This is a genomic window from Leptospira paudalimensis (genome assembly GCF_026151345.1).
Lineage (GTDB): Bacteria > Spirochaetota > Leptospiria > Leptospirales > Leptospiraceae > Leptospira_A > Leptospira_A paudalimensis.
The window spans coordinates 2,691,679-2,716,556 of sequence record NZ_JAMQPR010000001.1; the positions used below are offsets into that span (position 1 = coordinate 2,691,679).

The 24,878-nt window shown below is 37.6% G+C and carries 27 protein-coding genes; 15 read left to right on the forward strand and 12 right to left on the reverse strand.

Annotation, left to right across the window (positions count from 1 at the left end; genetic code table 11):
• The first annotated feature begins 5 nt into the window (after nucleotides 1–5).
• Nucleotides 6–848, forward strand: a complete 843-nt coding sequence (locus ND855_RS12420; RefSeq protein ID WP_265358590.1) for a glycosyltransferase family 2 protein — start codon at nucleotides 6–8, stop codon at nucleotides 846–848.
• On the opposite strand, the gene ND855_RS12425 is transcribed toward ND855_RS12420, so the two are convergent.
• Nucleotides 756–1,100, reverse strand: coding sequence for a hypothetical protein (locus tag ND855_RS12425; RefSeq protein ID WP_012387849.1), 345 nt, complete (start codon nucleotides 1,098–1,100; stop codon nucleotides 756–758). The genes ND855_RS12420 and ND855_RS12425 overlap by 93 nt on opposite strands.
• Before the next feature lie 74 nt (nucleotides 1,101–1,174).
• Between ND855_RS12425 and ND855_RS12430 the strand changes: the two genes are divergently transcribed.
• From ND855_RS12430 to mutS, 5 genes are all read left to right on the forward strand, one after another.
• A complete protein-coding gene (locus ND855_RS12430; protein WP_265358591.1) occupies nucleotides 1,175–2,065 on the forward strand; it encodes a shikimate dehydrogenase family protein in 891 nt (296 codons plus the stop codon).
• 14 nt (nucleotides 2,066–2,079) lie between these two features.
• Nucleotides 2,080–3,288, forward strand: coding sequence for a folylpolyglutamate synthase/dihydrofolate synthase family protein (locus tag ND855_RS12435; RefSeq protein WP_265358592.1), 1,209 nt, complete (start codon nucleotides 2,080–2,082; stop codon nucleotides 3,286–3,288).
• Between the two features lie 62 nt (nucleotides 3,289–3,350).
• Nucleotides 3,351–3,971 carry a TetR/AcrR family transcriptional regulator gene (locus ND855_RS12440; protein ID WP_265358593.1) on the forward strand — a complete coding sequence of 207 codons (621 nt, stop codon included), beginning with the start codon at nucleotides 3,351–3,353 and terminating at the stop codon, nucleotides 3,969–3,971.
• Between the two features lie 16 nt (nucleotides 3,972–3,987).
• Nucleotides 3,988–4,620, forward strand: a complete 633-nt coding sequence (locus tag ND855_RS12445) for a phosphoribosylanthranilate isomerase (RefSeq protein WP_265358594.1) — start codon at nucleotides 3,988–3,990, stop codon at nucleotides 4,618–4,620.
• Nucleotides 4,604–7,126: a DNA mismatch repair protein MutS gene (mutS, locus tag ND855_RS12450; protein ID WP_265358595.1), complete on the forward strand. Its 2,523-nt coding sequence runs from the start codon at nucleotides 4,604–4,606 to the stop codon at nucleotides 7,124–7,126. The genes ND855_RS12445 and mutS overlap by 17 nt, the downstream gene beginning before the upstream one ends.
• Here mutS and serB read toward each other — a convergent pair.
• Genes serB through bioD form a run of 7 tightly spaced genes read right to left on the reverse strand, consistent with a single transcriptional unit; the run spans nucleotide 7,097 to nucleotide 13,679 of the window.
• The gene (gene serB / locus ND855_RS12455; protein ID WP_265358596.1) at nucleotides 7,097–7,996 is read right to left on the reverse strand and encodes a phosphoserine phosphatase SerB; all 900 of its coding nucleotides are present in this window, start codon (nucleotides 7,994–7,996) and stop codon (nucleotides 7,097–7,099) included. The genes mutS and serB overlap by 30 nt on opposite strands.
• A 3-nt stretch (nucleotides 7,997–7,999) precedes the next feature.
• On the reverse strand, nucleotides 8,000–8,767 hold the full coding sequence (locus tag ND855_RS12460; RefSeq protein WP_265358597.1) for a GDSL-type esterase/lipase family protein: 768 nt from the start codon (nucleotides 8,765–8,767) through the stop codon (nucleotides 8,000–8,002).
• On the reverse strand, nucleotides 8,745–8,924 hold the full coding sequence (locus tag ND855_RS12465) for a hypothetical protein (protein WP_002975048.1): 180 nt from the start codon (nucleotides 8,922–8,924) through the stop codon (nucleotides 8,745–8,747). Before ND855_RS12465 ends, ND855_RS12460 begins: the two co-directional genes overlap by 23 nt.
• 24 nt (nucleotides 8,925–8,948) lie before the next feature.
• Nucleotides 8,949–10,496: an MFS transporter gene (locus ND855_RS12470; RefSeq protein ID WP_265358598.1), complete on the reverse strand. Its 1,548-nt coding sequence runs from the start codon at nucleotides 10,494–10,496 to the stop codon at nucleotides 8,949–8,951.
• 59 nt (nucleotides 10,497–10,555) lie between these two features.
• Nucleotides 10,556–11,611 carry a biotin synthase BioB gene (bioB, locus tag ND855_RS12475; RefSeq protein WP_265358599.1) on the reverse strand — a complete coding sequence of 352 codons (1,056 nt, stop codon included), beginning with the start codon at nucleotides 11,609–11,611 and terminating at the stop codon, nucleotides 10,556–10,558.
• A gap of 57 nt (nucleotides 11,612–11,668) precedes the next feature.
• Nucleotides 11,669–12,997: an adenosylmethionine--8-amino-7-oxononanoate transaminase gene (gene bioA, locus ND855_RS12480; protein WP_265358600.1), complete on the reverse strand. Its 1,329-nt coding sequence runs from the start codon at nucleotides 12,995–12,997 to the stop codon at nucleotides 11,669–11,671.
• Complete coding sequence (bioD, locus tag ND855_RS12485) at nucleotides 12,987–13,679, reverse strand: dethiobiotin synthase (RefSeq protein WP_265359398.1); 693 nt, start codon at nucleotides 13,677–13,679, stop codon at nucleotides 12,987–12,989. Before bioD ends, bioA begins: the two co-directional genes overlap by 11 nt.
• A gap of 58 nt (nucleotides 13,680–13,737) precedes the next feature.
• On the opposite strand from bioD, the gene ND855_RS12490 reads away from it, so the two are divergent.
• Both ND855_RS12490 and ND855_RS12495 read left to right on the forward strand, forming a co-directional pair.
• On the forward strand, nucleotides 13,738–14,259 hold the full coding sequence (locus tag ND855_RS12490) for a cyclic nucleotide-binding domain-containing protein (RefSeq protein ID WP_100716291.1): 522 nt from the start codon (nucleotides 13,738–13,740) through the stop codon (nucleotides 14,257–14,259).
• Entirely contained in the window at nucleotides 14,256–15,314 is a 1,059-nt protein-coding gene (locus tag ND855_RS12495) for an AI-2E family transporter (RefSeq protein WP_265358601.1), read from the forward strand. The genes ND855_RS12490 and ND855_RS12495 overlap by 4 nt, the downstream gene beginning before the upstream one ends.
• A gap of 51 nt (nucleotides 15,315–15,365) precedes the next feature.
• Here ND855_RS12495 and ND855_RS12500 read toward each other — a convergent pair whose 3' ends face one another.
• Entirely contained in the window at nucleotides 15,366–16,280 is a 915-nt protein-coding gene (locus ND855_RS12500) for a DMT family transporter (protein WP_265358602.1), read from the reverse strand.
• A 43-nt stretch (nucleotides 16,281–16,323) separates the two neighbouring features.
• Between ND855_RS12500 and ND855_RS12505 the strand changes: the two genes are divergently transcribed.
• The 4 genes from ND855_RS12505 to ND855_RS12520 are packed head-to-tail and all read left to right on the forward strand — an operon-like array spanning nucleotide 16,324 to nucleotide 19,365.
• Nucleotides 16,324–17,538 (forward strand): hypothetical protein, encoded by a 1,215-nt coding sequence (locus tag ND855_RS12505; protein WP_265358603.1) that lies wholly within the window; start codon nucleotides 16,324–16,326, stop codon nucleotides 17,536–17,538.
• Nucleotides 17,528–18,178 (forward strand): uracil-DNA glycosylase, encoded by a 651-nt coding sequence (gene ung / locus ND855_RS12510; RefSeq protein WP_265359399.1) that lies wholly within the window; start codon nucleotides 17,528–17,530, stop codon nucleotides 18,176–18,178. Before ND855_RS12505 ends, ung begins: the two co-directional genes overlap by 11 nt.
• A complete protein-coding gene (locus tag ND855_RS12515; RefSeq protein ID WP_265358604.1) occupies nucleotides 18,168–19,067 on the forward strand; it encodes a DMT family transporter in 900 nt (299 codons plus the stop codon). The genes ung and ND855_RS12515 overlap by 11 nt, the downstream gene beginning before the upstream one ends.
• A complete protein-coding gene (locus ND855_RS12520; protein WP_265358605.1) occupies nucleotides 19,054–19,365 on the forward strand; it encodes a 4a-hydroxytetrahydrobiopterin dehydratase in 312 nt (103 codons plus the stop codon). The genes ND855_RS12515 and ND855_RS12520 overlap by 14 nt, the downstream gene beginning before the upstream one ends.
• Nucleotides 19,366–19,447: 82 nt before the next feature.
• On the opposite strand, the gene ND855_RS12525 is transcribed toward ND855_RS12520, so the two are convergent.
• The gene (locus ND855_RS12525; protein WP_100716286.1) at nucleotides 19,448–20,350 is read right to left on the reverse strand and encodes a porin OmpL1; all 903 of its coding nucleotides are present in this window, start codon (nucleotides 20,348–20,350) and stop codon (nucleotides 19,448–19,450) included.
• 174 nt (nucleotides 20,351–20,524) lie between these two features.
• On the opposite strand from ND855_RS12525, the gene ND855_RS12530 reads away from it, so the two are divergent.
• The 3 genes from ND855_RS12530 to ND855_RS12540 are packed head-to-tail and all read left to right on the forward strand — an operon-like array spanning nucleotide 20,525 to nucleotide 22,436.
• Nucleotides 20,525–21,094, forward strand: coding sequence for a hypothetical protein (locus ND855_RS12530; protein ID WP_265358606.1), 570 nt, complete (start codon nucleotides 20,525–20,527; stop codon nucleotides 21,092–21,094).
• 46 nt (nucleotides 21,095–21,140) lie between these two features.
• Nucleotides 21,141–22,226 (forward strand): glutamine-hydrolyzing carbamoyl-phosphate synthase small subunit, encoded by a 1,086-nt coding sequence (gene carA, locus ND855_RS12535; protein ID WP_265355904.1) that lies wholly within the window; start codon nucleotides 21,141–21,143, stop codon nucleotides 22,224–22,226.
• 24 nt (nucleotides 22,227–22,250) lie between these two features.
• Nucleotides 22,251–22,436: a DUF5808 domain-containing protein gene (locus ND855_RS12540; protein ID WP_100716283.1), complete on the forward strand. Its 186-nt coding sequence runs from the start codon at nucleotides 22,251–22,253 to the stop codon at nucleotides 22,434–22,436.
• On the opposite strand, the gene ND855_RS12545 is transcribed toward ND855_RS12540, so the two are convergent.
• Both ND855_RS12545 and ND855_RS12550 read right to left on the reverse strand, forming a co-directional pair.
• A complete protein-coding gene (locus ND855_RS12545; protein ID WP_265358607.1) occupies nucleotides 22,398–23,441 on the reverse strand; it encodes a hypothetical protein in 1,044 nt (347 codons plus the stop codon). The genes ND855_RS12540 and ND855_RS12545 overlap by 39 nt on opposite strands.
• A gap of 34 nt (nucleotides 23,442–23,475) precedes the next feature.
• Nucleotides 23,476–24,873, reverse strand: coding sequence for an MBOAT family O-acyltransferase (locus tag ND855_RS12550; RefSeq protein ID WP_265358608.1), 1,398 nt, complete (start codon nucleotides 24,871–24,873; stop codon nucleotides 23,476–23,478).
• Nucleotides 24,874–24,878 lie beyond the last annotated feature (5 nt).

Genomic DNA, 24,878 nt, shown 5'->3' on the forward strand with positions numbered 1-24,878 from the left:
TCTCAATGTCATCAATTCCCCTTTCTTGTACCATCATCACTTTAAACGAAGAAGACAATCTCAGTCGCACACTCCAAGCGATTTCCTTCATCGAAGATATCGTAGTCGTGGACTCAGGTTCCACTGATGATACTGTGAACATCGCCAAATCGTTTGGTGCACGTGTTTACCATCACGAGTTTCAAAACTATGCTGACCAAAAAAACTTTGCGATCACAAAAACAAAACATGATTGGGTCCTTGCCATCGATGCTGACGAAGTTGTTTCCCCGAAACTCAAAGAAGAAATTCTTTTTCTTTTTTCAAAACTTCCTTTAGAAACAAAGGGGTATCTCGTCCCAAGGCTAACCTATTATCTAGGCAAATGGATTCGATTTGGTGGATATTATCCAAATTACCAAATGCGTTTGTTCCAGAAATCAGAAGGACAATTTAGCGGTGGTTTGGTGCACGAAAGAGTCAAACTCAACGGGAAACCATCAAAGTTAAAAAATCCACTTTTCCATTATTCTTACAAAAACATTTCAGATCATTTAAAGTTTATAGATCGTTATTCGAGTCTGTTTGCAGAAGAAGAATTTAGAAAAGGAAAACGATCTTCGGTTTTTTGGGCTTTCTTAAAGGGATGTTTTAAAGGATTTTATATGTATTGGATTCGATTGGGAATCCTAGATGGAAAACAAGGTTTTGTCCTTGCTCTCCTTGGGTTTTATTATAATTTTTTAAAGTATTTGAAGTTGTATGAGAAATCGAACTCAGTCCCTTCTTTCTTTGTTATGGTTGATTCGATTCATGATGTAGAGAGCAAAAAATCCACCAAGAAAGATAGCGACCAAATTCACGTTTGATAATTGTGTTGATCCAATTTTCGGCGACATGAGCCACATGATGATGTCTCTGATGTATGTTTGTAAGGTAGCAAATACAATCAAAGCCCCAATCCCTGCGACAAATGTGGATCCCCAGAACTTTCCGAGTAAGTCTTTTCGTTTGTAATAATAAAAATAATAGGCACAGGCTGCGGATGCGAGAAAAAAGAATAAAATATCAACGAGAATTGTCCATGGTTCTGATGGTGCGGCAAGCGGTAATGAAATCATTGGTCTTGTACCTGTCTATTACCTATTTTCGGTAAGCCATTGTTTAGTCCATAAGATAAAAAAAGAGGTTTTCCTTGTATTCAAAACACACAGAGATCTTTGGCATATTAGGATTTCCCTTAGGCCATACCCTATCCCCTTGGATCCACAATACTCTATTTAGACTCAGCGGTTATGACGGAGTGTATCTTGTTTTTGAAAACGAACACTGGAAACAAATCGGATTAAAACCTCTCCTCGATTTAGGTGTCAAAGGAGTCTCTGTTACAATACCATTCAAAGAATGGGCGTATACCCAAGCAAACGAAGTCTGTGAAGCCTCAAAAACGATGGCAGCATCGAATACACTTCTCTTCCGAAATGGGATCAGTGCTGTGAATACAGATGGTACGGGTGCACTTGAGTCGATCAAACAAATGAATTCAGATTTGGTTAATCCGGGCATTGAGAAAAAAATCTTGGTCTTAGGGAGTGGTGGAAGTGCCAAAGGGATTTTATTTGCGATCGCAAAAGAATTAGAAGGGAATCGCAAACAAAATTCTTTCAAACGAAAAGTACACATTCTTGCCCGAAACAAAGAAGCCAAAAATGAAATCGAACAATTGTTAGGAAATCCCACCTGGCTCGAACAACCTACAAAAGAGGAAGTGATACAAAATAGAGAAGAGTATGATCTCATCATCCATACAACACCAGTGGGGATGAAAGGAGTTGGTGGTGAACCAATTTTAGACTCTCAGTTTTTTACCAAAAAACACACGTTATTCGACATTGTTTACAATCCTTTGGAAACTGATCTTGTAAAACAAGCTAAGAAAAAAAAGGCAGAAATAATCCCAGGTTACCATATGTTACTGTACCAAGGGATCAGACAATTTGAATTATTTACGGGTGAAAAGTTAAAACACAAATGGATTCAAAAAGTAGAATCGATTTTACTCAAAGAATTAAAACATAGAAAATAAAAGTCCGAATTTGTATGCAGTTCATAGAGTTTTTAAATCAAAGGCAAAATATTGAAAAAACAAGAAATTTTAATGTCTTCCAAAATTATACCCTTGATGGACTAAAATCGGTATTTGAACATATACAAAGATCCTTTGATCAAAAAAAACCAAAACCCATACGGATCAGTGTTGTTGGGACAAATGGAAAAGGTTCCACCTCACACTACTTAGCCTGTTTATTCTCAAAATTAGGATACAATGTAGGACTTTATACATCACCTCACCTACTCACACCTTTAGAAAGATTTCAACTTGTGAGAGAAGGTGAACCATCCCTTCCCAACATAGAGGATGTAAATCTTTGTTTCCAAAACTTTTTTTTAGCAGATTTACAACGTTATGATTCATTGTCTTACTTCGAATTTCTCACTGCATTTACGTATCGATTTTTCCATGAACAAAATATCGATGTAGAAATTTGGGAAGCGGGACTTGGAGGAAGGCTTGATGCCACAAAACTCGTAGAAGCAGACTATATTGTCCTCACGAAAATTGGACTCGATCATTCTGAAATTTTAGGGAACACGAAAGAAGCCATTTGCCAAGAAAAACTAGGCATTACAAGTGATAAAACTTTATCACTATTTGCGTTTCAGGAAGAAGTGGAATCACTTCCCGAATCATTCCACACTCGGCCCAAAAAAGAGACAGTTCCCCTACATGTGATTTCTATTCCACCTAAAGATAGTTATTTGGAGACAAATTTTCTTTATGCACAAAGTATTGTCTCAAATATTTTAAAGGAACAAGAAACATCAGTTTCCAACATTCCCTTTGCATCGATTCAAAAACCGAAGGGAAGGATGGAAGTCCTTTCTAATACACCAATTGTCGTTTTTGACCCTTCCCATAACCCAGATGCCATCCGCACCTCCTCCCTTGAATTTGCCCGTCACCACAGAAAATTCCATGTTGTACTAGGGAGCCTTCCCGACAAAGACCTTGCTGGGATTCTAAATGCCTTGCCTGAACCAAACCTAGAAAACCTCATCCTTTGGGAAGGAGAGGGTTTTGGCCGTTTCCCTGCCCCTACAGGGAGGCTCCATGAGAGAACCATGAGGCGAAGTTCCCTTCCCGAGTTAGTTCCCTTATTCCAAGGCGAAATTCCGGTTTTGGTGTTAGGAAGTTTCCGACTTTATGGAATTGTGGCAAATTTAATACAAAATACAATAAAGATGTAAAATTGGACTTTACAAATGAATCCTGAACGAGATTGTTCTTTTAGGAAACATCGTTCAGGACTATGCAAACTCCAAAAGAACATACTAGAAAAGAAATTCTACAAGCAGCTCGAGAAGAGTTCATCCAACTTGGTTTTGAAAAAGCCAGTATGCGAACCATTGCCAAAAAAGCAAAGGTCTCAACGAGTAATATCTATAATTACTTCGAAAACAAAGAACACTTACTCACAGAGATCTTACAGCCAGTGTTATCAGGACTTGAGAAAGCATTCGCCTATGTCTCACATCCTGACTATTTTGAAAAAAGGTTTAACGACAGTTATGAGACGTGGAGAGAAAGATTCCACATCGCTTTAGATTATGTGGATGCGAACAGGGATGATTTTATCCTACTCCTCACAAAGTCCCAAGGATCTCATTTAGAAGAATTTCCAGAAACTGTCCTCACAAGACTTACCAAAATCAATTTTGAGCAATATTCAACTTTCAAACAAAAAAATCCAACGTATAAAGGGGAGGTAGATGAGTTTGTGGTTCGTAACATCTTATCATTTTTCCTGAATATCTTTGTCCAAATGGTAAGACAAGGGATTTCCAAACAAGACATGCTGATGTACCAAGATAGTTTCCTCAAATTTTTGCATTTTGGATACAAAGGATCGATTGCCTCCGATTTGAACTGAATCAATCTGGTTCTCGATGGGAACCGATACCAAAATTAAAATCTGTGGAATCAAAGAATTGGCCACACTTGAGTTATGCCACGAACTCGGTGTGGACTATGTTGGTCTCAATTTTTCACCCAGATCACCTCGTGGAATCAATCGAAGCGTAGCAGAAGAAATACTTTCCATCCGCCACTTACCAGGATTCCCTAAACTTGTTTTTTTATTTTTTGAAAATTCCATTGAAGAAATCCGTACTCTCACAAAAGAATTTAAGCCAGACCTAATCCAACTGATTCGTGGTGATCATTTTCTTACAAAAGAAATTTGGGAATCATTCACAAATCAAAAACAATTACTCCCTGCAATCCGAATCCAATCACCCATCGGTTCAGATGAAGAATTGGAACCTCAGTCTTCCCTAGTCATTTTGGATAGTTTTCAAAAAGGACTCGGTGGAGGCAGTGGACATGTATTCCCTTGGGAATATGTAACCAATGTAAAACGACCTTATTTACTTGCTGGAGGGATCACTCCAAAGAATGTCCAATTAGCTCTGAATACATTAAAACCTTATGGGATCGATGTAGCAAGTGGAGTGGAAACAGACGGTAAAAAAGATCCAACTAAAATCAAAGAATTGGTACAAAATGTCCGAAACATATGAAGCCTTAAATACTCCTGTTATGCGCCAATATCTGGAAGTAAAGGAACAACATCCAGATGGAATCGTATTTTTTCGAATGGGTGATTTTTACGAAATGTTTATGGATGATGCAAAAATTGCCGCACAAATTCTAGACATCACTCTTACCAAAAGGCAAAACCAAATCCCAATGGCAGGAATTCCTTACCATGCCACAGAAAGTTATATCTCAAGACTAATCTCTGCTGGGAAAAAAGTCGTAGTATGCGAACAAACCAAACCCGATGACCCAAAAGCAAAAATTATGTCGAGGGAAGTCGTTCGCATCATCACACCAGGAACTGTAGTAGAAGACAATTTACTTGGTGGGTATCAAAACAATTATTTATCTTTGTATTATAAAGAAAAAACTTCCGTCTACTTAGCGTTTGCCGATGTTTCAACTTCGGAACTTGTATATTTTTACTTTTCTGAAACGGAAAAAGAAAGAATTTTGGATACAATCAAAAGATTTTCTCCGAAGGAGATGATTTATACTGATGAAATCCCTCCCCTTTCAAAAGAATCCAAAATTATCCTATCCCAAATTCCAAAAGAATACCTCCCTAAAAAAAAAGGAGCAGGAATCGATACCGTTGTACACGTATTAGATGCATATCTGCAATACAATTATAGAAACCAAAACTTTGTCTTCCAATCCCCAAGACGAATTGATGAAAGTGAATATTTAGTCCTCGACGAACAAACGGTTTCCCATTTGGAACTGGTAGAAAATCCTAATGATAAAAACCATACTTTATTTGGTGTCCTCAATCGTTGTACCACTGCTACTGGAAAACGTTACCTCAAACAAAGGATCTTATTTCCTACAAGGGATGAAAAAAAAATAAAAGACCATTGGGACAAAATTGAAATTTTAACTCAGAACAAAAAAGAGCGTATCAAAATCAAGGAATCACTGGGGGATCTCATTGATTTAGAACGTGTGATGACACGTTTCCGTGTAGGGAAAGCTTTGCCTCGCGATTTTCGTGGGATTGAAAAAAGTTTAACAGCTGTCAGGCAGATGAAGTTAATTTTAGATGGAATTGGATATGACTTTTCCAAACTACCAAAAGACTTAGAAGTCCTAAGTTTAGAATTTCAAAAAACACTTTTTGATGGCGAACTGCCTGTATTTTTAGGAAACTCACCATTTTTAAAATCTGGTTTTAATCAAGAGTATGACGATGCCATTTTAGCCCGAGAAAAAGGGAAAGATTGGATTTTGGAACTCGAAGAAAAAGAGAAAAAGGAATCTGGTTGTTCTAGCTTAAAAATTCGTTATAACAAAATCTTGGGTTACTTTATCGAAGTTTCAAAAGCCCAAGCAAAAGATGTCCCTTCTCATTTTTTAAAAAAACAAACCCTTGTCACAGGGGAAAGATTTACTTCTCCTAAACTCGAAGAACTGGAACGTGCCATCTTACAAGCAGATGAAATCATTGAACGAATCGAAAAACAAGAATTTGATCGTTTGGTGGCAACATGTATCTCTCTCTATGAAGCATTTTTAACTTTATCAAATGAAGTTGCCTCTTTGGATTACCATTTATCTCTTACGGAAACCAAAGAAGAATACCAGTGGACACGACCCGAAATTAGAACCGATGGAATCATCGAATACATTGACTCACGCCACCCTGTCGTTGAAACATTTTTACCTATAGGGGAACGATTTGTTCCTAACACATTGGAACTCAATCCAAAAGAAAACGCAATCGCAGTGTTAACTGGTCCGAATATGGCAGGTAAATCTACCTTTATGCGCCAAATGGCCATTAACCAAATTCTTTTTCAGATGGGTTCCTATGTTCCCTCTAAAAAATCATCCTTATCCATTGTGGATCGCATTTTTACAAGGATTGGATCGGGTGACAACCTAACGAAAGGTGAGTCTACATTCTTTGTAGAAATGAAAGAAACTGCCACAATCCTAAACCAATTCACAGAAAATAGTTTGATCCTTTTTGATGAAGTTGGTCGCGGAACATCAACTTATGACGGTTTGTCGATTGCATGGGCGATCCTGGAATTCTTAAGTAAAAACTTTCCGAAACCAAAAACCATTTTCGCTACACATTACCATGAACTAACGGAACTCGAAAAAGGTGCAGGTATTTTTAATCTTTATTTAGATACCTTTGAAAAAGATGGTGAGATTCTATTCTTAAAAAAAGTGAAACGAGGAAAATCAAAACAATCCTTTGGAATTTACGTCGCAAAATTGGCAGGAATTCCGGAATCAGTATCGGAACGTGCGAAAGAAATATTATCGGGACTCGAATCCAAAAAAAGAGAAATCAAAATCAAAAATGAAGAGCCAAGTTTGTTCGGGAATTTAATGGAAAAAGAGGCTAAAGGACTATCGACTAACGAAGAAAAAGTGCTCAAACGTATTTCTGGTCTCGATCCTAATAAAATTCCACCACTTGAAGCTTTGTCAATATTGGATGAATTAAAAAGAATTCTCAAAGAGGAAAACTAAAGCAGATAAATTTGTAAATTCGATCCAATTGATGATTTGGTCTTTTAGACCTTGTTTGGCATGAATCCCAATCCCAATCCCTGCAGCATTTAACATCAAAGCATCATTAGCTCCGTCTCCTACAGCAACCACACGTTCGAGAGGAACTAAAAATTCATTCGCATACTTCCGTAAGTAGACTTCCTTTTTCTCACGATTGATGATCTCACCAAAGATTTGGCCTGTGAAAAAACCATCCTTTTCTTCTAGTCCATTGGCTCGAAAAAAGTCCACAGGGTATTTTTTTGAAAATAGTTCTAAAACAGGACTAAAACCACCACTTAAAATACCAAGCTTACAACCGTTTGATGGGACAAATTGAAATACCGTTTCCATTCCATCATTTAAATGCAAAAGATCATATACTTCTTTAAAACTTTGTATGGAAAGACCAGCCAAATGTTTCACTCTGAGGCGGAGAGCTTCATCAAATCCCATTCCACCTTCCATCGCTTTTTTTGTAACACTTGCTACTGTATCGAATACACCATGTTTACGGGCAAGTTCATCGATCACCTCTTCTTTTATGACTGTGGAATCCATATCAAATACAAAGAGAGAAGTTTGTTTGGTAGGTAATAAGGAAGGTAGATATAATAAATCTATTTTGTATTTTGCAAACCTTTCTCGAATCATCAAAATTTGATTTCGGTTCCAGGATTCGTCGAGTAAGATACGAACAGAGTGAAGACCATATCGTTCCGAATGGGAAAAAGTTTTGTTGTCAATTGTAACAGTGGAAGTAAAAATCTCACCCTGAAAATCTTGGAAGCCTTCGAAAATTTGATTGTTGGGAATGGGATTACTAGAAATGAGAAGGATTGAATTCATTCGTTACTTTTGTAAATAGGGTCTCAGTTTTTTACCCCAAAGTTCGTATCCTTTTTCATTAAAATGCAAACTATCTCCATTCGAGCGAATGAATTCATCACTTAGAGTTGGTGCATCTGGTTTTCGCATAATGTCCCAAACTTCTATGTATTCTACATTTTGTGTGGTACGAGCCACTTGGTTTAAAAATAAATTATATACAGGAACAATTTGATTCAATTCCTTCACACGAGTTGGCGGAACTGCAATGAGAAAAATCCTCGTTTGGTGGTTATGAGAATGGATTTTTTTGATGATCATAAGCAGATTATTTTGCACAAGGCTCAAACATTTGCCTTGGATAAAATCGTTTCCACCGATTTCGATCACAACAGTTTTAGGCTCTAATCGTAACACATCCTCATCGATACGAGTGAGTAAGGTTTCTGTCATATCACCACCTATCCCACGATTGGTGACTGATTTTCCTGGAAATTCTTTCACCATAAGGTCTGGTACAAACAAATGCACCAAACTATCACCAGTAAAAACAATTTCAGAATGTTTGATTTTAGTATTGTCTTCTGCGTATAACAAACGTGTTGGGAGCCAGGCCTTTTCGATGTATTTTTTAAAATTTACATCATCACGCCAACCCGGCTCTGCAAAACACTGGAAGTTTGAGTCAAAGTAATCTCGTTTTGAGGTAGTTTTACAATTTGTAACACTCAAAACTAGGGCGATCGAAACACCCCATCGAAGGAAGAATTTAATCCTGTTCTTGCGGTTCATTCATTCGGAAGCGCTTTTGCCAATCTTTGATTTGGGCCTGCGCATATTCTTCCGTGTCACAAATCCGAAATTCAATCGGGTTATTTGTGGTTGTTTCGATGAGTTTGGCTTCGATATACCCGTTCTTTAACTTGGTTGTCTCAATGCGATATCTCATCTGAATAGCTCCAAAAACCAGGATTTAATTTCCACGTATCTTTGCAATCTCTTCTAAAGTTTCATCCTCTTTGTATTTTCCAAAGAGAAAAATTGCAAGTAAACAGAATGCAGAAGCAAGAGGTCCTGTCAATCGAACTCCCAGTTCCCCACCTGCTTCTACTTCTTCGACTTTACAAATGGTTGATTCCTTACTTATTTTTGCCTCAGACTCGCTATTTTTTTTCGGTTCTGACTTAGATTCGGACACAGATGGAGCAATGATTCCTGTTACGCTAGGAGAAACTTGTTTTTTGGAATCACGGTCAAGCCCAAGTAAAATCACAGAGCTGAAGATTAATACAGCAAGTGTTTGTCCTAGTTTTTGCATAAAGGTCCTTCCTGCATAAAAAAGCCCTTCTCGTTTGGAACCTGTTTTTAATGAATCAAGTTCAGCAATATCTGCTAATATTGCATTTGGTAATATACCAAGGATTGCAATTGGTATCGCAGCAACAGCAACAATCATATAACCTTGGATATACGGGGACAATGGCAAACTGTTTTTCCCAATAAAATAGATGGATAAAAACAGTGCGAGAAACGTGTAAAATCCAATGAGAACGGTTCTCTTTTTGCCAATTTTTCGTGCGACAAAATTGACAACAGGGTAAAAGGCAAAGGATACAAGTAACATCACTGTCAGGAGTTGTGTGACAAAGTCCCTTTCCAATTCTAATAGGACTGTTACGTAGTAGGAAATACCTGTTGTGAGAATGGTGAGTGCGAGGAAGTAACACAAATCAGAAAGTGCAAAATACAAAAAGTTTTTGTTTTTGAAAGTGAGGACAAGTGCTTCTTTAAAAGGGACACTCGATGCTTCTGATTCACAGTAAGTTTTTTCGTGGATGGTAAATACGGGGAAGTACATACAAATCGCAGCAAAGATACAAAGGATACCCAATGCATATTGCCTTGCGACAAGAGTTTGCACAGAAGGATCTGGATCAAAAACATAACTCGATTGTAAAACACTAGCAATCATCGGTTCCGTGGAGGCAACAATGATCCCCAATGCATATGTAACTGAGATGTAAGTGGATAAATTGAGTCGTTCTTCGGGAGTATGTCCAAGCTCAGGGATAAGTGCAAAAAATGGTGTGACATACACTGTTAAAAATAGATAGAAGAGTAACATAAAACTCGTCATCCAAACCAAATTTGTCGATGAGACGAAGTTATGTGGTGGCACAAAGATTAACCAACAAAAGACGGCAGATGGAATCCCTCCTAGAAATAAAAAGGGAATTCTCCTTCCAAACCGTGAAGAAAAACGATCGGAAGAGTTTGCAATGAGTGGGTCAGTGAATGCATCCCACAAACGGCCAATGGCAGCTACCACACCTATGGTAGAAAGGCCCCAAAACGCCATTTTTTCAATCAGATCCGGGAAACACTCCTGTCCAGGTTTCGGAGCTGGAGGTAGGTAAAAATAAACTTGGTGTAGGCCAATGATGTTGATGAGTGTAGACCAACCAAGTTGGCCTACCGCATAACTAATTTGTTTTCCAAATGGTAAAGACGGTTTTTGCATGTGTATCACTAGAGGCGGTAAAGTAGGAGCATGATACCGCCAAAAGTGAAAAAGGCAAACTACTTTTTGTGTTTATAGAGTTCTGGAAAGTTTTTCTCGTCGTATAAAAACTTTGACTCGTAGTCATCCCAACCTTCTGGGATTCCTTCCGTGAATTCAGGAACCATGTTACAATCATGAATGAGATTCATTGTTTGTTCCATTTCACTTCCTTTCACATTCAAATACCCTTCTGCAAAAAGAGAATTGGCAACATACAATGCAATCGACTGTAAGGAACCCAAATGCCCTTCACGACCCGCACCAACTCGGATTTCAGAGTCTGGGTTCACCAAACGGAACACAGACAACACTCTGATACAAAACTCAGGAGTGAGTGGTGACTTTTGGATGGCATGACCTTTGATGGGGATAAAAAAGTTCACGGGAATGGAGATCACACCAAGTCGTTTGAGTTCAAACGCAACTTGTACGATGTCTTCCAATGCTTCACCCATACCCACAATGATCCCAGAACAAAGTCCAATCTCTGCTTCTTTTGCCGCTTTAAGTGTCGTTAGACGGTCTTGGAAGGTATGAGTGGAACAAATTTCATTGTATTTGGATTCAGAAGTATTGAGGTTATGATTGTAACGATCAAGACCAGCATCCTTTAATGTTTTTGCTTTTTTGGCATCAAGGATACCCGCAGAAAGACAAACCTTCATACCCAACTCACCGTTGATTTTGGAAATGGTTTCGGCTAGTTTGTCGACAGCTTTGTCAGTTGGTCCTCTGCCAGAAGTCACCATACAAAAACGATAGGCACCGTTTTCTTTTGCCTTTTTAGCATCTTCCCAAATTTCTTCAGGTGATTTTAAGGAATACTCTTGGATCCCTGATTCTCCACCCTTCCTTTGTGCACAGTAACCACAATCTTCAGGGCAATATCCGTTTTTGATGTTATCTAAAATATGAATGCGAACTTTATTACTGAAATGTCGAAATCGTTCTTCCGAAGCTTTTGCTACGATGGGCAAAAAAGGAACCTCTCCTTTTAAAATTTGGAGGGCTTCTTCCTCGGAGATGATGGAGGGAGAGGAAGAGGTCGTTTTTTCTTGGATAGTTGCGATCATGAAAACAAAATCTTTTGTGAGGGTGACTCTGTAAACGAAGAAAATGGACGTAAGGATTTAGTCTTTTTCTGGTTCTAAAAATCCGAGAAGTGTCGTTTCAAGCGCCAAAAATATTTTTTCTAGGGAAGGATCTGAAATGGTATAGGGAGGAGTGATGTAAATGGTTCGCCCCAAGGGTCTGAGTAAAATATGAAATTTCCGAAGGGCGTTTTTGATTTGTTTCCCTATGGGATTTAAGTATTCATCATGGGCAACTGGTTCCTTCCATTCAAAGGCAAAAATTCCACCCTTGACTCTGACATTTTCAACTGACGTTCCCATTTTTTTTTGGAAGGAGATTGCATATCGATTTAGTTTTTTTTCCAAATCCCTTACTTGTGTTAGTCCAAATTCTTGTAACATAGATACAGACGTATAACCAACGCTACATGCGAGTGCATTCCCTGTCATTGTATGTGCATGGAAAAATGCTTTGTATGGATCTTTCGAAAGAAACTGTTTATAAATAAAATCAGATACAAGGGTTGCTGCAAGTGGCAACATTCCACCAGTGAGTCCTTTTGCTAAAATCAGTAAATCGGGAACCACTTCCGCCTTTTGGTAAGCAAACGGTTCTCCTAATTTTCCCATACCCGTAAAGACTTCGTCAAAAATTAGCAAAGTGTTTGTACTTGTTGCCAGTTCTCGTAATTTGGTTAAAACTTTTTTATCATAAAACAACATCCCGTTGGCACCAAATACCAAAGGTTCAATCACGATTCCTGCATAATCGTTTTGTTTGATCGAAAGTTCTAAATCTGTCAAACACTCTGTTTCACAATTCGTAGGTTGTTTCCCCCATGGACAGTTCATACAATTGGGAGCTGGGAACTCCTTTGTTGGAAATCGTAATTCTGAAAAAATGCGATTGAAGTAATTTTTCCCAGATACATTCATTGCCCCAATACTATCCCCATGATAGGAGTTGGAAAAAACGATAAACTCTGAACGAGGTTTAAAATCTGGATGGTTTTGGTAATATTGTATCGAAAGTTTTAATGCAATTTCGATCGCATTCGATCCGTTATCCGAATAAAATACTTTTTTGAAATCAAAGTTTGTAAGTTCTAATAATGCTTTCGATAATTTTTCTACACTTTCATGTATGTTGCCAGCAAGCATTACATGATCCAAAGATTGTAATTGGTTTTGTAAAGCAGAGATAAGTCGAGGGTGTCTATGTCCATAAATCATCGTCCACCAACTGGAGATGGCATCGATCCAAACATTTCCATCTTCATCCGTAACAAATTCATTCTCGGCAGAAATAATGTTTAATAAGGATTCTGATTCCTCTTGGATCGTGAGTGGAACCCAAGTGTTAGATGTAACTGGATTATATTTCATCTTCAGCGTTTAATACAACATCAATCACATTTCGGTCTAAATCAAAATGAGTAGAAGCAAAGGTGTTAAATTCATCATTTGATAATTTTTGTTCAGGGAAGTTTGTGATTCCTAGAAGAGAAACCCCACCTAATTTCTGTATCATGGTTGCATTATCTTCTTGTAGTTCGTTTTTAGGACCCACTAAGTAAAATCCATACACTGGGATAAACCGAGAGGTTAATGCTTCCAGTGTTAAAAGTGTATGATTGATGGTGCCAAGTTCTGTGGAACCAACTACAACCACTCCTAAATTGGATTCCTGAATGGCTCGTATGGTTAGGTAATTTTCAGTTATGGGGACAAACACTCCCCCTGCACCTTCGATGAGTGTATTGTTCTTTCGTTCTTTGGAAATCATAGCCAAAAGAGTTTTTGGATCAATGGATTGGCCTTCCAACCTTGCCGCGTAATGAGGGCTTGCTGGTGTCTTAAACACAAAACCAGGCTTTAGAAAATGTGTATCAGGCAGATGAGTTGTATTTTGGACAAAACTTGTATCGTCGGCGCTAATGGTTCCTGTTTGGATGGGTTTCCAATACCGAAAATCATACTTTTTAGCGTATTTTGCCATAAAGAGAGAGGAAAAAAAAGTTTTCCCTACGTCAGTCCCGGTCCCCGTTACATAAAAAGCTTGTCCCATAAGAGCAAGTTTTATCAATTCCAGACCTCGTCTATCCGATTTATATAGAAGAGGCAATATGCAACTTCCCCTTTGGAAATCCATTCTCAAACGCGATGATAACCCCATCACAGAGATTTCACATTTTTTACGTGAAACTGCAATCTTTGAAGGTATGTCACGAAGGACACTTCGTGAAGTAGCAAGACTCATCCATAAACGAAAGTATTATGCAGGTGAAACCATCTTTTTTCAGGGACAAGCTGGAACGGGAGTTTACCTGATCTTACAAGGAAAAGTTGAAATTTTTTCTGAACGAGAAGGAGTGACTTTAAAGCTCGCCGAACTCGAAAAAGGTGCTTTTTTTGGTGAACTTGCTCTTTTCCAAGATTTTCCACGATCGGCTACTGCTGTTGCACTTGTTGATTCCATTTTACTTGGTTTTTTCCAACCAGAGTTAAAAACGTTATTAGAAACAAAACCGAGAGTTGGAAACGATTTACTTCTCAGTTTTGCATCAATCATTGCAGATAGACTTCGCAAAACGAATGATACGTTAGAAGCAGCATACTTTAAAAGCAAAAAGAATAAACCCAAATGATTTTTAAAGAAAATAGTATATCATCGCTAGTTTTACGATCTGCTTTCTTTGGGCTTATCGCATTAACTGTTTTAATTGGTATTGTTGGTGTAAAATTTTTAGCAATCCCACTTCTCATATCAGGAATTCATTTTTATATTTTCCATGGAGTTGTTGATTACTTTGAATCGAGAGGGATCCATCGAGCATTCACAATCATTATTATTTTTTCTATTTTGATTGCTGGAGCCTATTGGTTTTTAGCATTTTATTTGCCTAACTTGTTTGAAAAAGCACAACCAATTGTTTCGGAATGGTCTATCAAAATGGATGATCCAAACTTCCAGTTGCTTGATTTCACAAAACTTCCAGTAGTTTCCAAAAATCCAGAACTATGGAAAAAAATTATCAATCCAGAAGAGATTGCAAAACTTGCCACAAATAACTTAGAAGAATTTTTAAGAGGAATTGTTGTGATGATTCCAACATTTATCAGCTGGATGATCATTATTCCTATCATCAGTTTCTTTTTGTTACTCGATGCAAACCTTATCTATAAAACAATGATTAGTTTTATTCCCAATCGATTTTTTGAAATGTTTCTGATGGTTTTTTATCGTATGAACCAACAGATCACTAGTTACTTGAAGAGTTTGGTGATCCAATGTGGAATCATGGCAGTCGTTGCATCGATTGGATTTTATTTTGTGGGTGTGAAATTCTTTGTTCTGTTTGGAGTATTTTTAGGAGTTGCCAATTCGATTCCTTACTTAGGTCCGTTAGTTGGTGCCATCCCTCCCATCTTATTTGCCATTTTATTCCCAGAAATGTCACCTTCCATAGGTTCCATCGCATCAGTTGTCATAGTCGCTCAATTGGTAGACAATGCAATTGTACAACCTGTTGTGATTGCAAATGCCGTATCGTTACACCCACTTGCAATCCTCATAGGAATTGCAGTTGGTGGAAACTTTTTTGGAATTTTTGGGATGTTACTTGCTATCCCCGTTTTATCCATATTGAAAGTGACCATCGGCATTTTGTACCATGCTCTAAAGGAACACCAAATCATTTAAAATTTTTTCTTAAGAGACAAGAGAGGAAGGTACTTTGGTTTTATCCAAATATCATTCCTCTCGTTTGTTCCACTTACCCATTTCTGAAAACAAAATCCCAAATAATGTGAGAAAAGAACCAATAGCACCAATTGTGCCGAGCCTTTCACCTAACACAAGATAAGCCAAGAAAAAAGAAAATACTGGTTCCAAACTATAGAGTAATCCTGCCCTAGCCGGAGAAACCGCCTTTTGGTATCTTGTTTGGATTTGTGTTGTAAAGATCGTTGCAAAGACAGATGTATAGATAATACCAATCCAGAATTTTAAATCAAATTGAACATTGATGGTTTGTTTTAAAAATATGGATTCGATCGGGAAAAGAAAACTAGAGACAACTGCGATCAGTAAAATTTCAAATGATACTAAAATCTGAGATGGAATTTTTTTCGTGTAAATGTCGATGAGAATGATGTAGATTGCAAAAAAAAACGCTCCAATCAAAGTGAGCCCATCACCAAACCCAAATCCCAAGTTACCTTGGAACTCATCAAAGGATTTTCCATTTTGTGAAATACAAAACAATCCAATCACTACGATAACAACTGCAATCCATGTTCGAAGTGATGGTAATTTTCGTTCGATGGCAATTTGTAGTAATGGTACAAATATCACATACGCACCTGTCATAAATCCTGATTGGGTAGCGGAAGTGTAAACAAGTCCAATGGTTTGAAATGCATACCCGAGTAAGGCCGAACAAGCGACAAAAAAAGCTGGGAGAATGTAATCCAATCGACGATTTGCTTTGGAAAATAAGGTTTTCCGATAGAGTAATAATGTGATGAAACCGGCGAGGGAAAATCGGACTGCTAAAAATAAAAAAGGAGGAACCGAATCAAGCGCAAGTTTGATGACCACAAACGTTCCACCCCAAAGAATGGCGGCAATCACCAAAAACAGTTCTGGAGTGAAGATCCTAGACATGTAAGGTCAATCTTTCCGGGGAAATACGGATAGCAAGGAAAAGATGAATTGGAAATTTAAAATCAGAAAACCTCAGTTGGGAACTCCATTAACCTGGGAATTATACTTCCCACCAGGAACTTCCACTTGGGTGGGAGAAAAGGTAAAAGAAATTTTAGACCATGTCCCTCTGCCCAACCAAACAGAAGCAAATGTCCGTGTTTTTTCTGAAAAAATCAAAATTGAAAATGCAAACCCTCACCAAATCACGTATCTTTTATTCTATGGATATTTCATTCGAGACCTTCGTCTTGTGATCGCAAGGACCAATGATTGGGACATGTCGTCAGACAAACGAGAAGACGAATGGGATCGCATCCTAACAGAAGCAGTTAACATCGCAAAACCGTTGTTTACTGACACAGAAACCAAATTTTATGAAATCAAAGAAAACTTACACATCAGTTTTTTTGAGGAAGAGGTTACAGTCACTCTATCGGTGTTAGGGGAACCAGGTTACAAAAGAGGAATCAAGGCAAATTTTCCAACAAGTGCACCCATTCCAGAAGACTTAGCTCACATTCTGACAGAACAATGTTTCCAAATTTTTTCCATCCCAAAAGAAAGTGTAAAACTTGTTTACATTCCGTTCGCAGGAACGATGACATTTGCCACCGAATGGCGATTAGCTGAAGAAAAAACTCCCTTTTTAAATCTCCCTAGAGATTTGGTATGGAAAAAATTGAATTTATTCCCTACAAAATCCTGGGAACATTTCCTTAAAAAACGAGATTCCTTAAATACGAATCTAAATCTCACTCCAGTGGTCATCCAAGATACTGACCCAGCCCTTGAACCGTATTGGAATAAGGAAATGGAGCATTGGAGGAAATGGATCCATGTTGAAACCATTGACCATACTATTTCCGACTTCTTAAAAACTTTTCCGGTTTTTCCAGAAGGGAAAGAATTTTCTACTCATTATTTTTTACCTTTGAACCCACCATATGGGTATCGAAAAAATGAAAGGATTGGTCCAGACGAAAAGTTATATTCAAAAATTGGAAAACGACTTGGAGAACTTTCCCAAGTATTACAAAACGAAAATCCACTCATTGGTTATATCCTATGTCCAACGGAAGAGAAGTGGAGTGAATGTATGAAAGACTTAAGGACATTTGCAAAAAAAACCATCCATGTAACCCACGGAGGTATCGATTTGCGCGTGTTATTCTTTCATTCGGAGGGAAAATCTGAAAGACGTTCAAATAGAATCTAGTTGGAAAAAGGTTTTACAGGCAGAATTTGACAAACCTTATTTTACGAATTTACGTGAATGGGTAAGAGATGAATACAAAACCAAAATCGTCTACCCTCCTGCAAAATATATATTCAATGCATTTGATTTATGCCCTTTTGATCAGGTAAAAGTGGTAATCATCGGCCAAGACCCTTACCATGGACCAGGACAAGCTCATGGACTTTGTTTTTCTGTATTGGATGGTGTTCCGTTTCCTCCTTCTCTCCAAAATATCTTCAAAGAAATCCAAGATGATGTCAAAAAACCAATCCCAAAATCTGGTGATTTAACTTACCTTGCCAAACAAGGAGTGTTTTTACTGAATGCAACACTCACTGTCGAAAAAGACAAAGCAGGTTCCCACCAAAACAAAGGTTGGGAAGAATTTACTGATGCAGTGATCCGTATCTTAGCAAACCAAAAATCAAATTTGGTATTTTTATTATGGGGATCTTTTGCACAAAAAAAGGAAATCCTAATACCACCAAACAAACACTTGGTGCTAAAATCAGCGCACCCTTCTCCACTCTCTGCCTACCGAGGTTTTTTAGGAAACCGTCATTTTTCTAAAACGAATGAATACTTAAAATCAATAGGAAAAGAAACCATTGACTGGTAATGAAAAAAAGGGATATTTTTTTGTTTTTTTAACCGGAGTATTCTTCGCATTTGAAGTGATCGGTTTCAAAGAAGTTTTTCGGAGATATAGTTTATCGCCTGAAATGGCTGCGTTATTTGGAGTTGGATTTGCCTTTTTGGTTGTCAGTCCTTATTTTCTGACTTCAGCACAGCGCCGAAAAAAAGTAATGTTAACGATCAAACGAGATGGGAAAATTTTACTCATTGGAACTTTATCCAATGCCATGGGAATTATCTTGTACTATTATGCTTTAAAACAAACCGACTTAGGTCCCGCTGCAATTCTCATCAAAACAACTGTATTGTATAATGTTTTACTTGGTGTTGTGTTCCTTGGAGAGAATCTAAAATATAGAGAAACCTTTGGGATCATTATCTCTATGTTTGGAATTTATTTCATCTCTACCTTAGATGGTCAAATCCATTGGATCGCTGCAATTTGTATACTCGTCAGTGCTTTTTTGTTTGCGATCCAAAGTTATCTAATTAAAAAATACATCCCGGAAATCTTAGGTTTAGAATATGCCTACTTACGTTTAATTCTGTTATGTGTATTTTTCTTTTTTTATTCACTTGGTGTCGGATCTTTTTTAGTACCTAAGTTTTCAGTTGTATTAACACTTGGAGTCTGTTCATTACTCGGTTACTTTTTAGGAAGAGCTTTTTACTTTGAAGCACATAATTATCTTCCCATTAGTAAACTGAATGCCACTCTTCTCATTGAACCAATTTTTTTAATGTTTGTTGGCATATTGTTTATGAACGAACCCATCGACATACAAAAACTAGGTGGTGGTGCCCTCATTTTACTCGGACTGTATTTAATTGTATTCCACAAACGGAAGGTCAAACAGAATGAAACAAACTAATCAAATTTTGAATGAAGAATCAATTTTAACATTCTTAAAGGCCTTTCCACAATGGAACTATACAAAGGAAAAAACACTTGGTTATCTTAGTTTTGAACATTCCTTTGTTTCTTTTAAAAGTGCATTTTTGTTTTTAACAAAACTAGCATTTGTATCGGAATCGTTAGACCACCATGCAGAAATATGGAATGTTTATAATAAAGTTCGACTCAAATTATATACACATGAATCAAATGCGATCACTTCCAAAGATTTGGAGTTCATTCAAATGTTAATGGAAAATACAAACGAGTTTTGATAAAAAGCAGATGAGTTTGTGGACAAAAAAAACCGGAGTTGGAATCCAACACCGGTTTTTTCCTTTAACAGCGATTAACTGATTAAATTTCGATTTTGTAACCTACGCGGTAAGTTTGTCCACCGATTACCACTGGGTATGCTACCCAAGGTGCAAGAGCAGAAGCTCCTCCAACCGATGCAACTCCACCAACGCCCATTCCTGCAGAAAGGATAGTTTCCAATTCGAAGAAAAGGTGACCTTTGTCAGTTACTTTTGTTTGAGCACCAACAAGCCAGTTTAAACCAAAACCGTGTGCACCAAAACGTACGTTTTCTTTGTTGATTCCAGGGTTTGGAGCATCACCAAGAAGTGATCCACCAGGTCCTAAAATTCCAGGAGCGAAAGTTTGAAGTCCTGGGTTATTGATTGTTCCAGAAACTCCCCACCATCCGTGGAAGTAGTTTACCCCTGCTCCAACGTAAACAGCAGTGTCATTTGCAGCATTGTATAATTTGATACCTAAGTATGTTGGAACTGTCCAAGCAGTGTATTGCCACTCTTGGTCTAACCATTTGTATCCCATAACTGTGGAAGATGTTTCACCACCAGAGATTTTAGTAGTATAGTTAACGTTGATTCTCCAGAAAAGGCTAGGAACTCCGAAGACTCCTTCTTTTTCGTAACCTACGTTTACGTTACCACCAACCATAGCTCCGCTAGTTTTTGCACCAACAGCACCACCAGTTGTTCGTTTCAAACTGATAAGAGTGTTTTCAGCGTAAATAGCTTTTTGAAGTGAACCAGTTGGAGCACCAGTTCCGCTCAATTGTGGGTTTCTAGAATCTAGACCATCTTTTGTAATGGTTCCGCCGAGTTGTGCAAGGTCAAATTGCATACCAAGACCGACCATAAAATAAGAACGAGGACCAGATTGTGCGCTAAGGCTGCCAGCCAAGCACATAAGTAAGAACCCCATCATTCCAAAGCGTAGAGATTTCAGCATTTGATGATTACTCCTTAGTGAGTGTTTCCTGAATTTTTTTCATTCCTGCGGACAAACGAATACTGTGAGCAGTCGTTCATACCGACAATTGCAATGAAACTAGTGCTTCTCATAAGATTTGTCAAATAAAATTGTTAAATCTTCACGAAAATTGTGTTAAATGTGGAATTTCGAATGAGTCTAACCCGGTCTAAACAACTTTTCCTTATTTGCAGATTCCTTTGGCTTTTTGTTCTTTTTTCTACCAACCTTACCGCCAAAGAAAGAAAGATCATACGTTTTTCAGGCGAATTGTTGAGTTGGGAATCAGAAGGAGAGAACTCACATTTTGTCTTTTTAGATTCTACTAATTTACGTGAACGAACCATCCATTGTGATCCAGATACCATGTCCCTTAGTTTTGGTAAGAAACAAAAAGGGAACCTTCACGTAGAAGGGAAAGCGACACAAAGCACACCCACTTCCGATACGTGGCTCTGTGTGGGAAAACCACACGTATTCCAAAAGTACCAAGTGTCTTCTCCGAGCCGTACCTCCCAAACTAAAACCGTCCAAGGCCAAGTGGTAGAGGCAGATCCAACAACAGGTCAAATTGTCTATCTCGTCAGAGGAAGGAGGTTTTACCTCACAATTAGTCCTACAGAAGCACAAGAAATGGCAGATGCCCTTTCCCAAATGCAAGCCGTCTCCATCGATGGGGAATACCGTTATGACAGGATCAAACGTTATTATGTAAAAGATTGATGAATTTTTGTTCGCAAGCCTGGCATGATTCTTTGGAATGGATTTGATGCAGGCTTTTTTGGTTTTAGCAAACGGAACGGTCATGAAAGGCCGATCCTTCGGTGCAAATAAGAATTCGATCGGCGAGGTAGTCTTTAATACCTCTATGGCGGGCTATCAGGAAATTTTAACTGACCCTTCCTACAAAGGTCAACTTGTCACACTTACCTACCCTATGATTGGGAACTACGGAATTAATCCAGATGATATGGAATCAGATCGAATCCAATCCTCTGGTCTCATTGTCAAAGAGTATGTCAAACGTCCTTCCAATTTCCAATCCAAAGAAACACTCAGTGATTTTTTAATCCGATTTGGAGTGCCTGCTATCGAAGGGATTGACACTCGCAAACTAACACGTATTATTCGAAATTCTGGTGCCATGAATTGTGGTATTTTTATCAGTGAGACGTATGAAGATTCTTTTTTAGAAGCTGTCAAAAATGCTCCTAGTATGGAAGGCCAAGACCTTGCACAGGTAGTCACATGTGAAAAACCATATGTTTTTGGAGCCCATTCTCCAAGCAAATTCAAACTAGCTGTATATGATTTTGGAATCAAACGTAACATCTTACGTTTACTCGATTCTGCTGGGTTTAATGTACATGTATTCCCTGCCAAAACAAATGCAGAAGATTTATTAAAGGAAGGATTTGATGCTTTCTTTTTATCCAATGGCCCTGGGGATCCTGCCCCATTAAACTATGCAATTCAATCGGCAAAAACAATTATGGATGCAAAAAAACCATTGTTTGGAATCTGCCTTGGACACCAAATCATAGGCCTTGCGCTTGGGAAAAAGACCTCCAAACTCAAGTTTGGTCACAGAGGTGGAAACCACCCTGTGCGAAATGAAGAAACAGGAAAAATTGAAATCACTTCACAAAACCATGGCTTTCATGTGTTAGGTGAATCTTCAGCTGATATGCCAATTACGCGGATTAATCTTTTCGACAATACAGTTGCAGGTCTAAAAACCAAAGGTTTACCTGTGATGGCGGTGCAGTACCACCCAGAAGCTTGTCCAGGTCCCCATGATTCAGCCTATCATTTCCAAGAATTTTATACTATGGTAGAATCCTCAAAATCCTAAACTTTGGTAAATTGAGGGGGCACTATGTCATACAAAGAAGATAAAAATTTCTGGGGGATTCCTTACGGAACTGAAATCTCTGCGGAAGCGTTCGTAAAAGATATTTGGGATCCAAGCACAGAAGAAATTCTCACACCAAAACAATTCCTTGGAATTGGTTGGGGGATCAACTTACATGCCCTTGGCAGACGAGTTGGTGTGATCAAGTAAGGTATTTTTTAACAAGTTTCCAAAAGCATCTCTCCCTTTTTGGTTGAGGTGCGTTAAATCCGCAAAATATCCAAAGTCTTTTAAAAAACTAGATCTAAAATCATAAACAACCCTTTGATTTTTGAAGTGAGTTTTTTCCATCCAATCAAATAATGAATCCGTAAATCCATTTGCATTCTTAGTTGCCAAATCCATTTCCATTTGAGGCGAAAAAGGAATTCTAAGTATAACAACTTCTAACTTTTGTTTTTCCCATTCTTGTATTGTTTGGACCCACAACTGAATTGATAACTCTCTTTTCCCAGCAAGGATTGTTGTATCCAAATTTGGGAACTTGTCACCTTCCTTTAAAGTTGGATCATCATTTATTGATTTCCATATCCAAGCTCCACTTTTGAGTCTCATACTATTTTGAATCGCATCAAACTCTAACCTTCTCCTTTTTAAATCTTCTTTCACAATCGGATCATAAAAGATACGATTTGTATTGGAACTGAGTCCAAAATAGGGAAACATTTGGATCACAAACTTCCAACTTAGATCTGCTAGGTTGCTAAAATATGCCTTCCTTAGTAAGGGTTCTGTTATATGATGAAATTCAAAACCACCAAAAGAATAATACAATTGTTTGTGTGCATCTGTGATCGAGTTTTTACTTGTATTGAGAGGAGAGATGTTAACGTATACTTTTCTTAGATTGGGAAGTTTACTAGTTATGCTAAGAGTATCGGACAAAATGCCCTCTGGTTGTTGGCTTGGTTTTGGTAGGAATAAAACTTCGTCCAAAGAAACAGATTCAATCTCTGCAATCGTTTCTGGTAAAATCCCACTGACTATCTGACTATCACCTAAAACTAAGATTTTTGCTTTTGGATTCCAGTTTCGATCTTTTGCGAAATACCAGTAGATGGAAGTTGTATCACAATACGGAACTAAATACTTCCATGTAAAATGCATCAGTAATGAAATAACAAATAAGAGAAGGATTAAAAATCGAAGTTTCATTGGTTAAATTTCTAAAGAATGTGATACTGTCCGTTTAAAATTGAAAATAAAAAAAATCTTCTTTAGCAAAAGGTGAAACTAATGAAAACCAACAAAATCCAATCACAAATAAGAGACCAAATACATATGGTGTTTCATTCACAAAAAAATTCGGTCTTTCCGTTCCCTTCCACTCTTGCCAAACATCAAATAAAACTAAAGGTAAGATAATCAATAAAAGTGAATAAGGAATGAAGGAAGGATGTGGTATGTGTTGTAAGTTTTTAACAATGAGTAATGATTCGGAAGGCGAATTGATACGAAACAAAAGAAGACCCAATGAAAAACTATAAAAAGTAAAAAGGATACCCAGGACTTTTAAGAATGGATTTTGGAATTGAGTGAGACCCATATGTTTCAAAATTCGATACAGAATCAAACAAATTCCTAAATACAAACCCCAAATGAAAAAACCGTAACCTGCCCCATGCCAAATCCCAGTCAGAAACCAAACCAATAATAAATTAGAATTCTCTCTCAGAAATCCATGCCGATTCCCACCTAACTTAATATAAACATAATCACGTAACCATGTAGAAAGAGAAATATGCCACTTTGACCAAAATTCTGATGGGTTGGAAGTAAAGAATGGTCTTTTAAAATTGTTCATGAGCTCAAAACCCAACATTTCGGCAAGTCCCATAGCACATAACGAATATCCAAAAAAATCTGCATACACTTGGAAGGCAATGCTTGGAGCCACAATCCACAAGATTCCAGGCTCTAAAGTTCCAAAGGAACTTGCCATGGTTCCCACATAACGAGACAAAGGATCAGCAATGCTTGATTTGATGAATACTCCAAAACAAAATAGAGAAAGACCATTCCAGATTTTTTCTTTTGAAATGAATTTTTCAGATTCAAATTGAGGGATTAAATTGCCTGGTCTTTCAATTGGTCCAAGCAACAATAACGGAAAAAATAAATCATATAATACGAAGGTAAAAAAGTTTTTACATACTTTGATTCTGTGATCATATACCTCGATCAAATAACTAATATTATGAAAGGTATAAAAAGAAATTCCAATTGGCAATAATAGATTCGGTTTCCAAAGAGGTGATTCTCCTCCAAATTCAATTTTCAGATCAGAATAGATATCCCATACAAACAAAAAATACTTAAAGACTCCCAAATACAGGATATTGGCAATGATACCAAATACAAAGATTCTCTTACGAAGTGTCGAATCATTTGAATCAATGAGAATCCCCATAAGAAAATTAAAAATGATAGAAGCTATAAGTAAAATTGTCCCAACGATCCCCCATTGTGAGTAAAAATACAATCCAAAGAGGATTAATAATGTTTTGCGAATGGTGAAGGATGAATAAAAATAAATTAAATAAAAAAGAGAAAAGTGTAAGACGAAAGTGAGTGAGTTAAATAACACAAAGG

Bases quoted from the DNA above. Each gene is read 5' to 3' on its own strand.
- ND855_RS12460 (WP_265358597.1), bottom strand. From the start codon at position 8,767: ATGAACCGCAAGAACAGGATTAAATTCTTCCTTCGATGGGGTGTTTCG.
- ND855_RS12440 (WP_265358593.1), top strand. From the start codon at position 3,351: ATGCAAACTCCAAAAGAACATACTAGAAAAGAAATTCTACAAGCAGCT.
- ND855_RS12505 (WP_265358603.1), top strand. From the start codon at position 16,324: ATGAATTGGAAATTTAAAATCAGAAAACCTCAGTTGGGAACTCCATTA.
- ND855_RS12420 (WP_265358590.1), top strand. From the start codon at position 6: ATGTCATCAATTCCCCTTTCTTGTACCATCATCACTTTAAACGAAGAA.
- ND855_RS12490 (WP_100716291.1), top strand. From the start codon at position 13,738: ATGCAACTTCCCCTTTGGAAATCCATTCTCAAACGCGATGATAACCCC.
- ND855_RS12465 (WP_002975048.1), bottom strand. From the start codon at position 8,924: ATGAGATATCGCATTGAGACAACCAAGTTAAAGAACGGGTATATCGAA.
- ND855_RS12495 (WP_265358601.1), top strand. From the start codon at position 14,256: ATGATTTTTAAAGAAAATAGTATATCATCGCTAGTTTTACGATCTGCT.
- ND855_RS12530 (WP_265358606.1), top strand. From the start codon at position 20,525: ATGAGTCTAACCCGGTCTAAACAACTTTTCCTTATTTGCAGATTCCTT.
- ND855_RS12500 (WP_265358602.1), bottom strand. From the start codon at position 16,280: ATGTCTAGGATCTTCACTCCAGAACTGTTTTTGGTGATTGCCGCCATT.
- ND855_RS12525 (WP_100716286.1), bottom strand. From the start codon at position 20,350: ATGCTGAAATCTCTACGCTTTGGAATGATGGGGTTCTTACTTATGTGC.
- bioA (WP_265358600.1), bottom strand. From the start codon at position 12,997: ATGAAATATAATCCAGTTACATCTAACACTTGGGTTCCACTCACGATC.
- ND855_RS12540 (WP_100716283.1), top strand. From the start codon at position 22,251: ATGTCATACAAAGAAGATAAAAATTTCTGGGGGATTCCTTACGGAACT.
- ND855_RS12520 (WP_265358605.1), top strand. From the start codon at position 19,054: ATGAAACAAACTAATCAAATTTTGAATGAAGAATCAATTTTAACATTC.
- ND855_RS12545 (WP_265358607.1), bottom strand. From the start codon at position 23,441: ATGAAACTTCGATTTTTAATCCTTCTCTTATTTGTTATTTCATTACTG.
- mutS (WP_265358595.1), top strand. From the start codon at position 4,604: ATGTCCGAAACATATGAAGCCTTAAATACTCCTGTTATGCGCCAATAT.
- serB (WP_265358596.1), bottom strand. From the start codon at position 7,996: ATGAATTCAATCCTTCTCATTTCTAGTAATCCCATTCCCAACAATCAA.
- carA (WP_265355904.1), top strand. From the start codon at position 21,141: ATGCAGGCTTTTTTGGTTTTAGCAAACGGAACGGTCATGAAAGGCCGA.
- bioB (WP_265358599.1), bottom strand. From the start codon at position 11,611: ATGATCGCAACTATCCAAGAAAAAACGACCTCTTCCTCTCCCTCCATC.
- ND855_RS12425 (WP_012387849.1), bottom strand. From the start codon at position 1,100: ATGATTTCATTACCGCTTGCCGCACCATCAGAACCATGGACAATTCTC.
- ND855_RS12445 (WP_265358594.1), top strand. From the start codon at position 3,988: ATGGGAACCGATACCAAAATTAAAATCTGTGGAATCAAAGAATTGGCC.
- ND855_RS12435 (WP_265358592.1), top strand. From the start codon at position 2,080: ATGCAGTTCATAGAGTTTTTAAATCAAAGGCAAAATATTGAAAAAACA.
- bioD (WP_265359398.1), bottom strand. From the start codon at position 13,679: ATGGGACAAGCTTTTTATGTAACGGGGACCGGGACTGACGTAGGGAAA.
- ND855_RS12470 (WP_265358598.1), bottom strand. From the start codon at position 10,496: ATGCAAAAACCGTCTTTACCATTTGGAAAACAAATTAGTTATGCGGTA.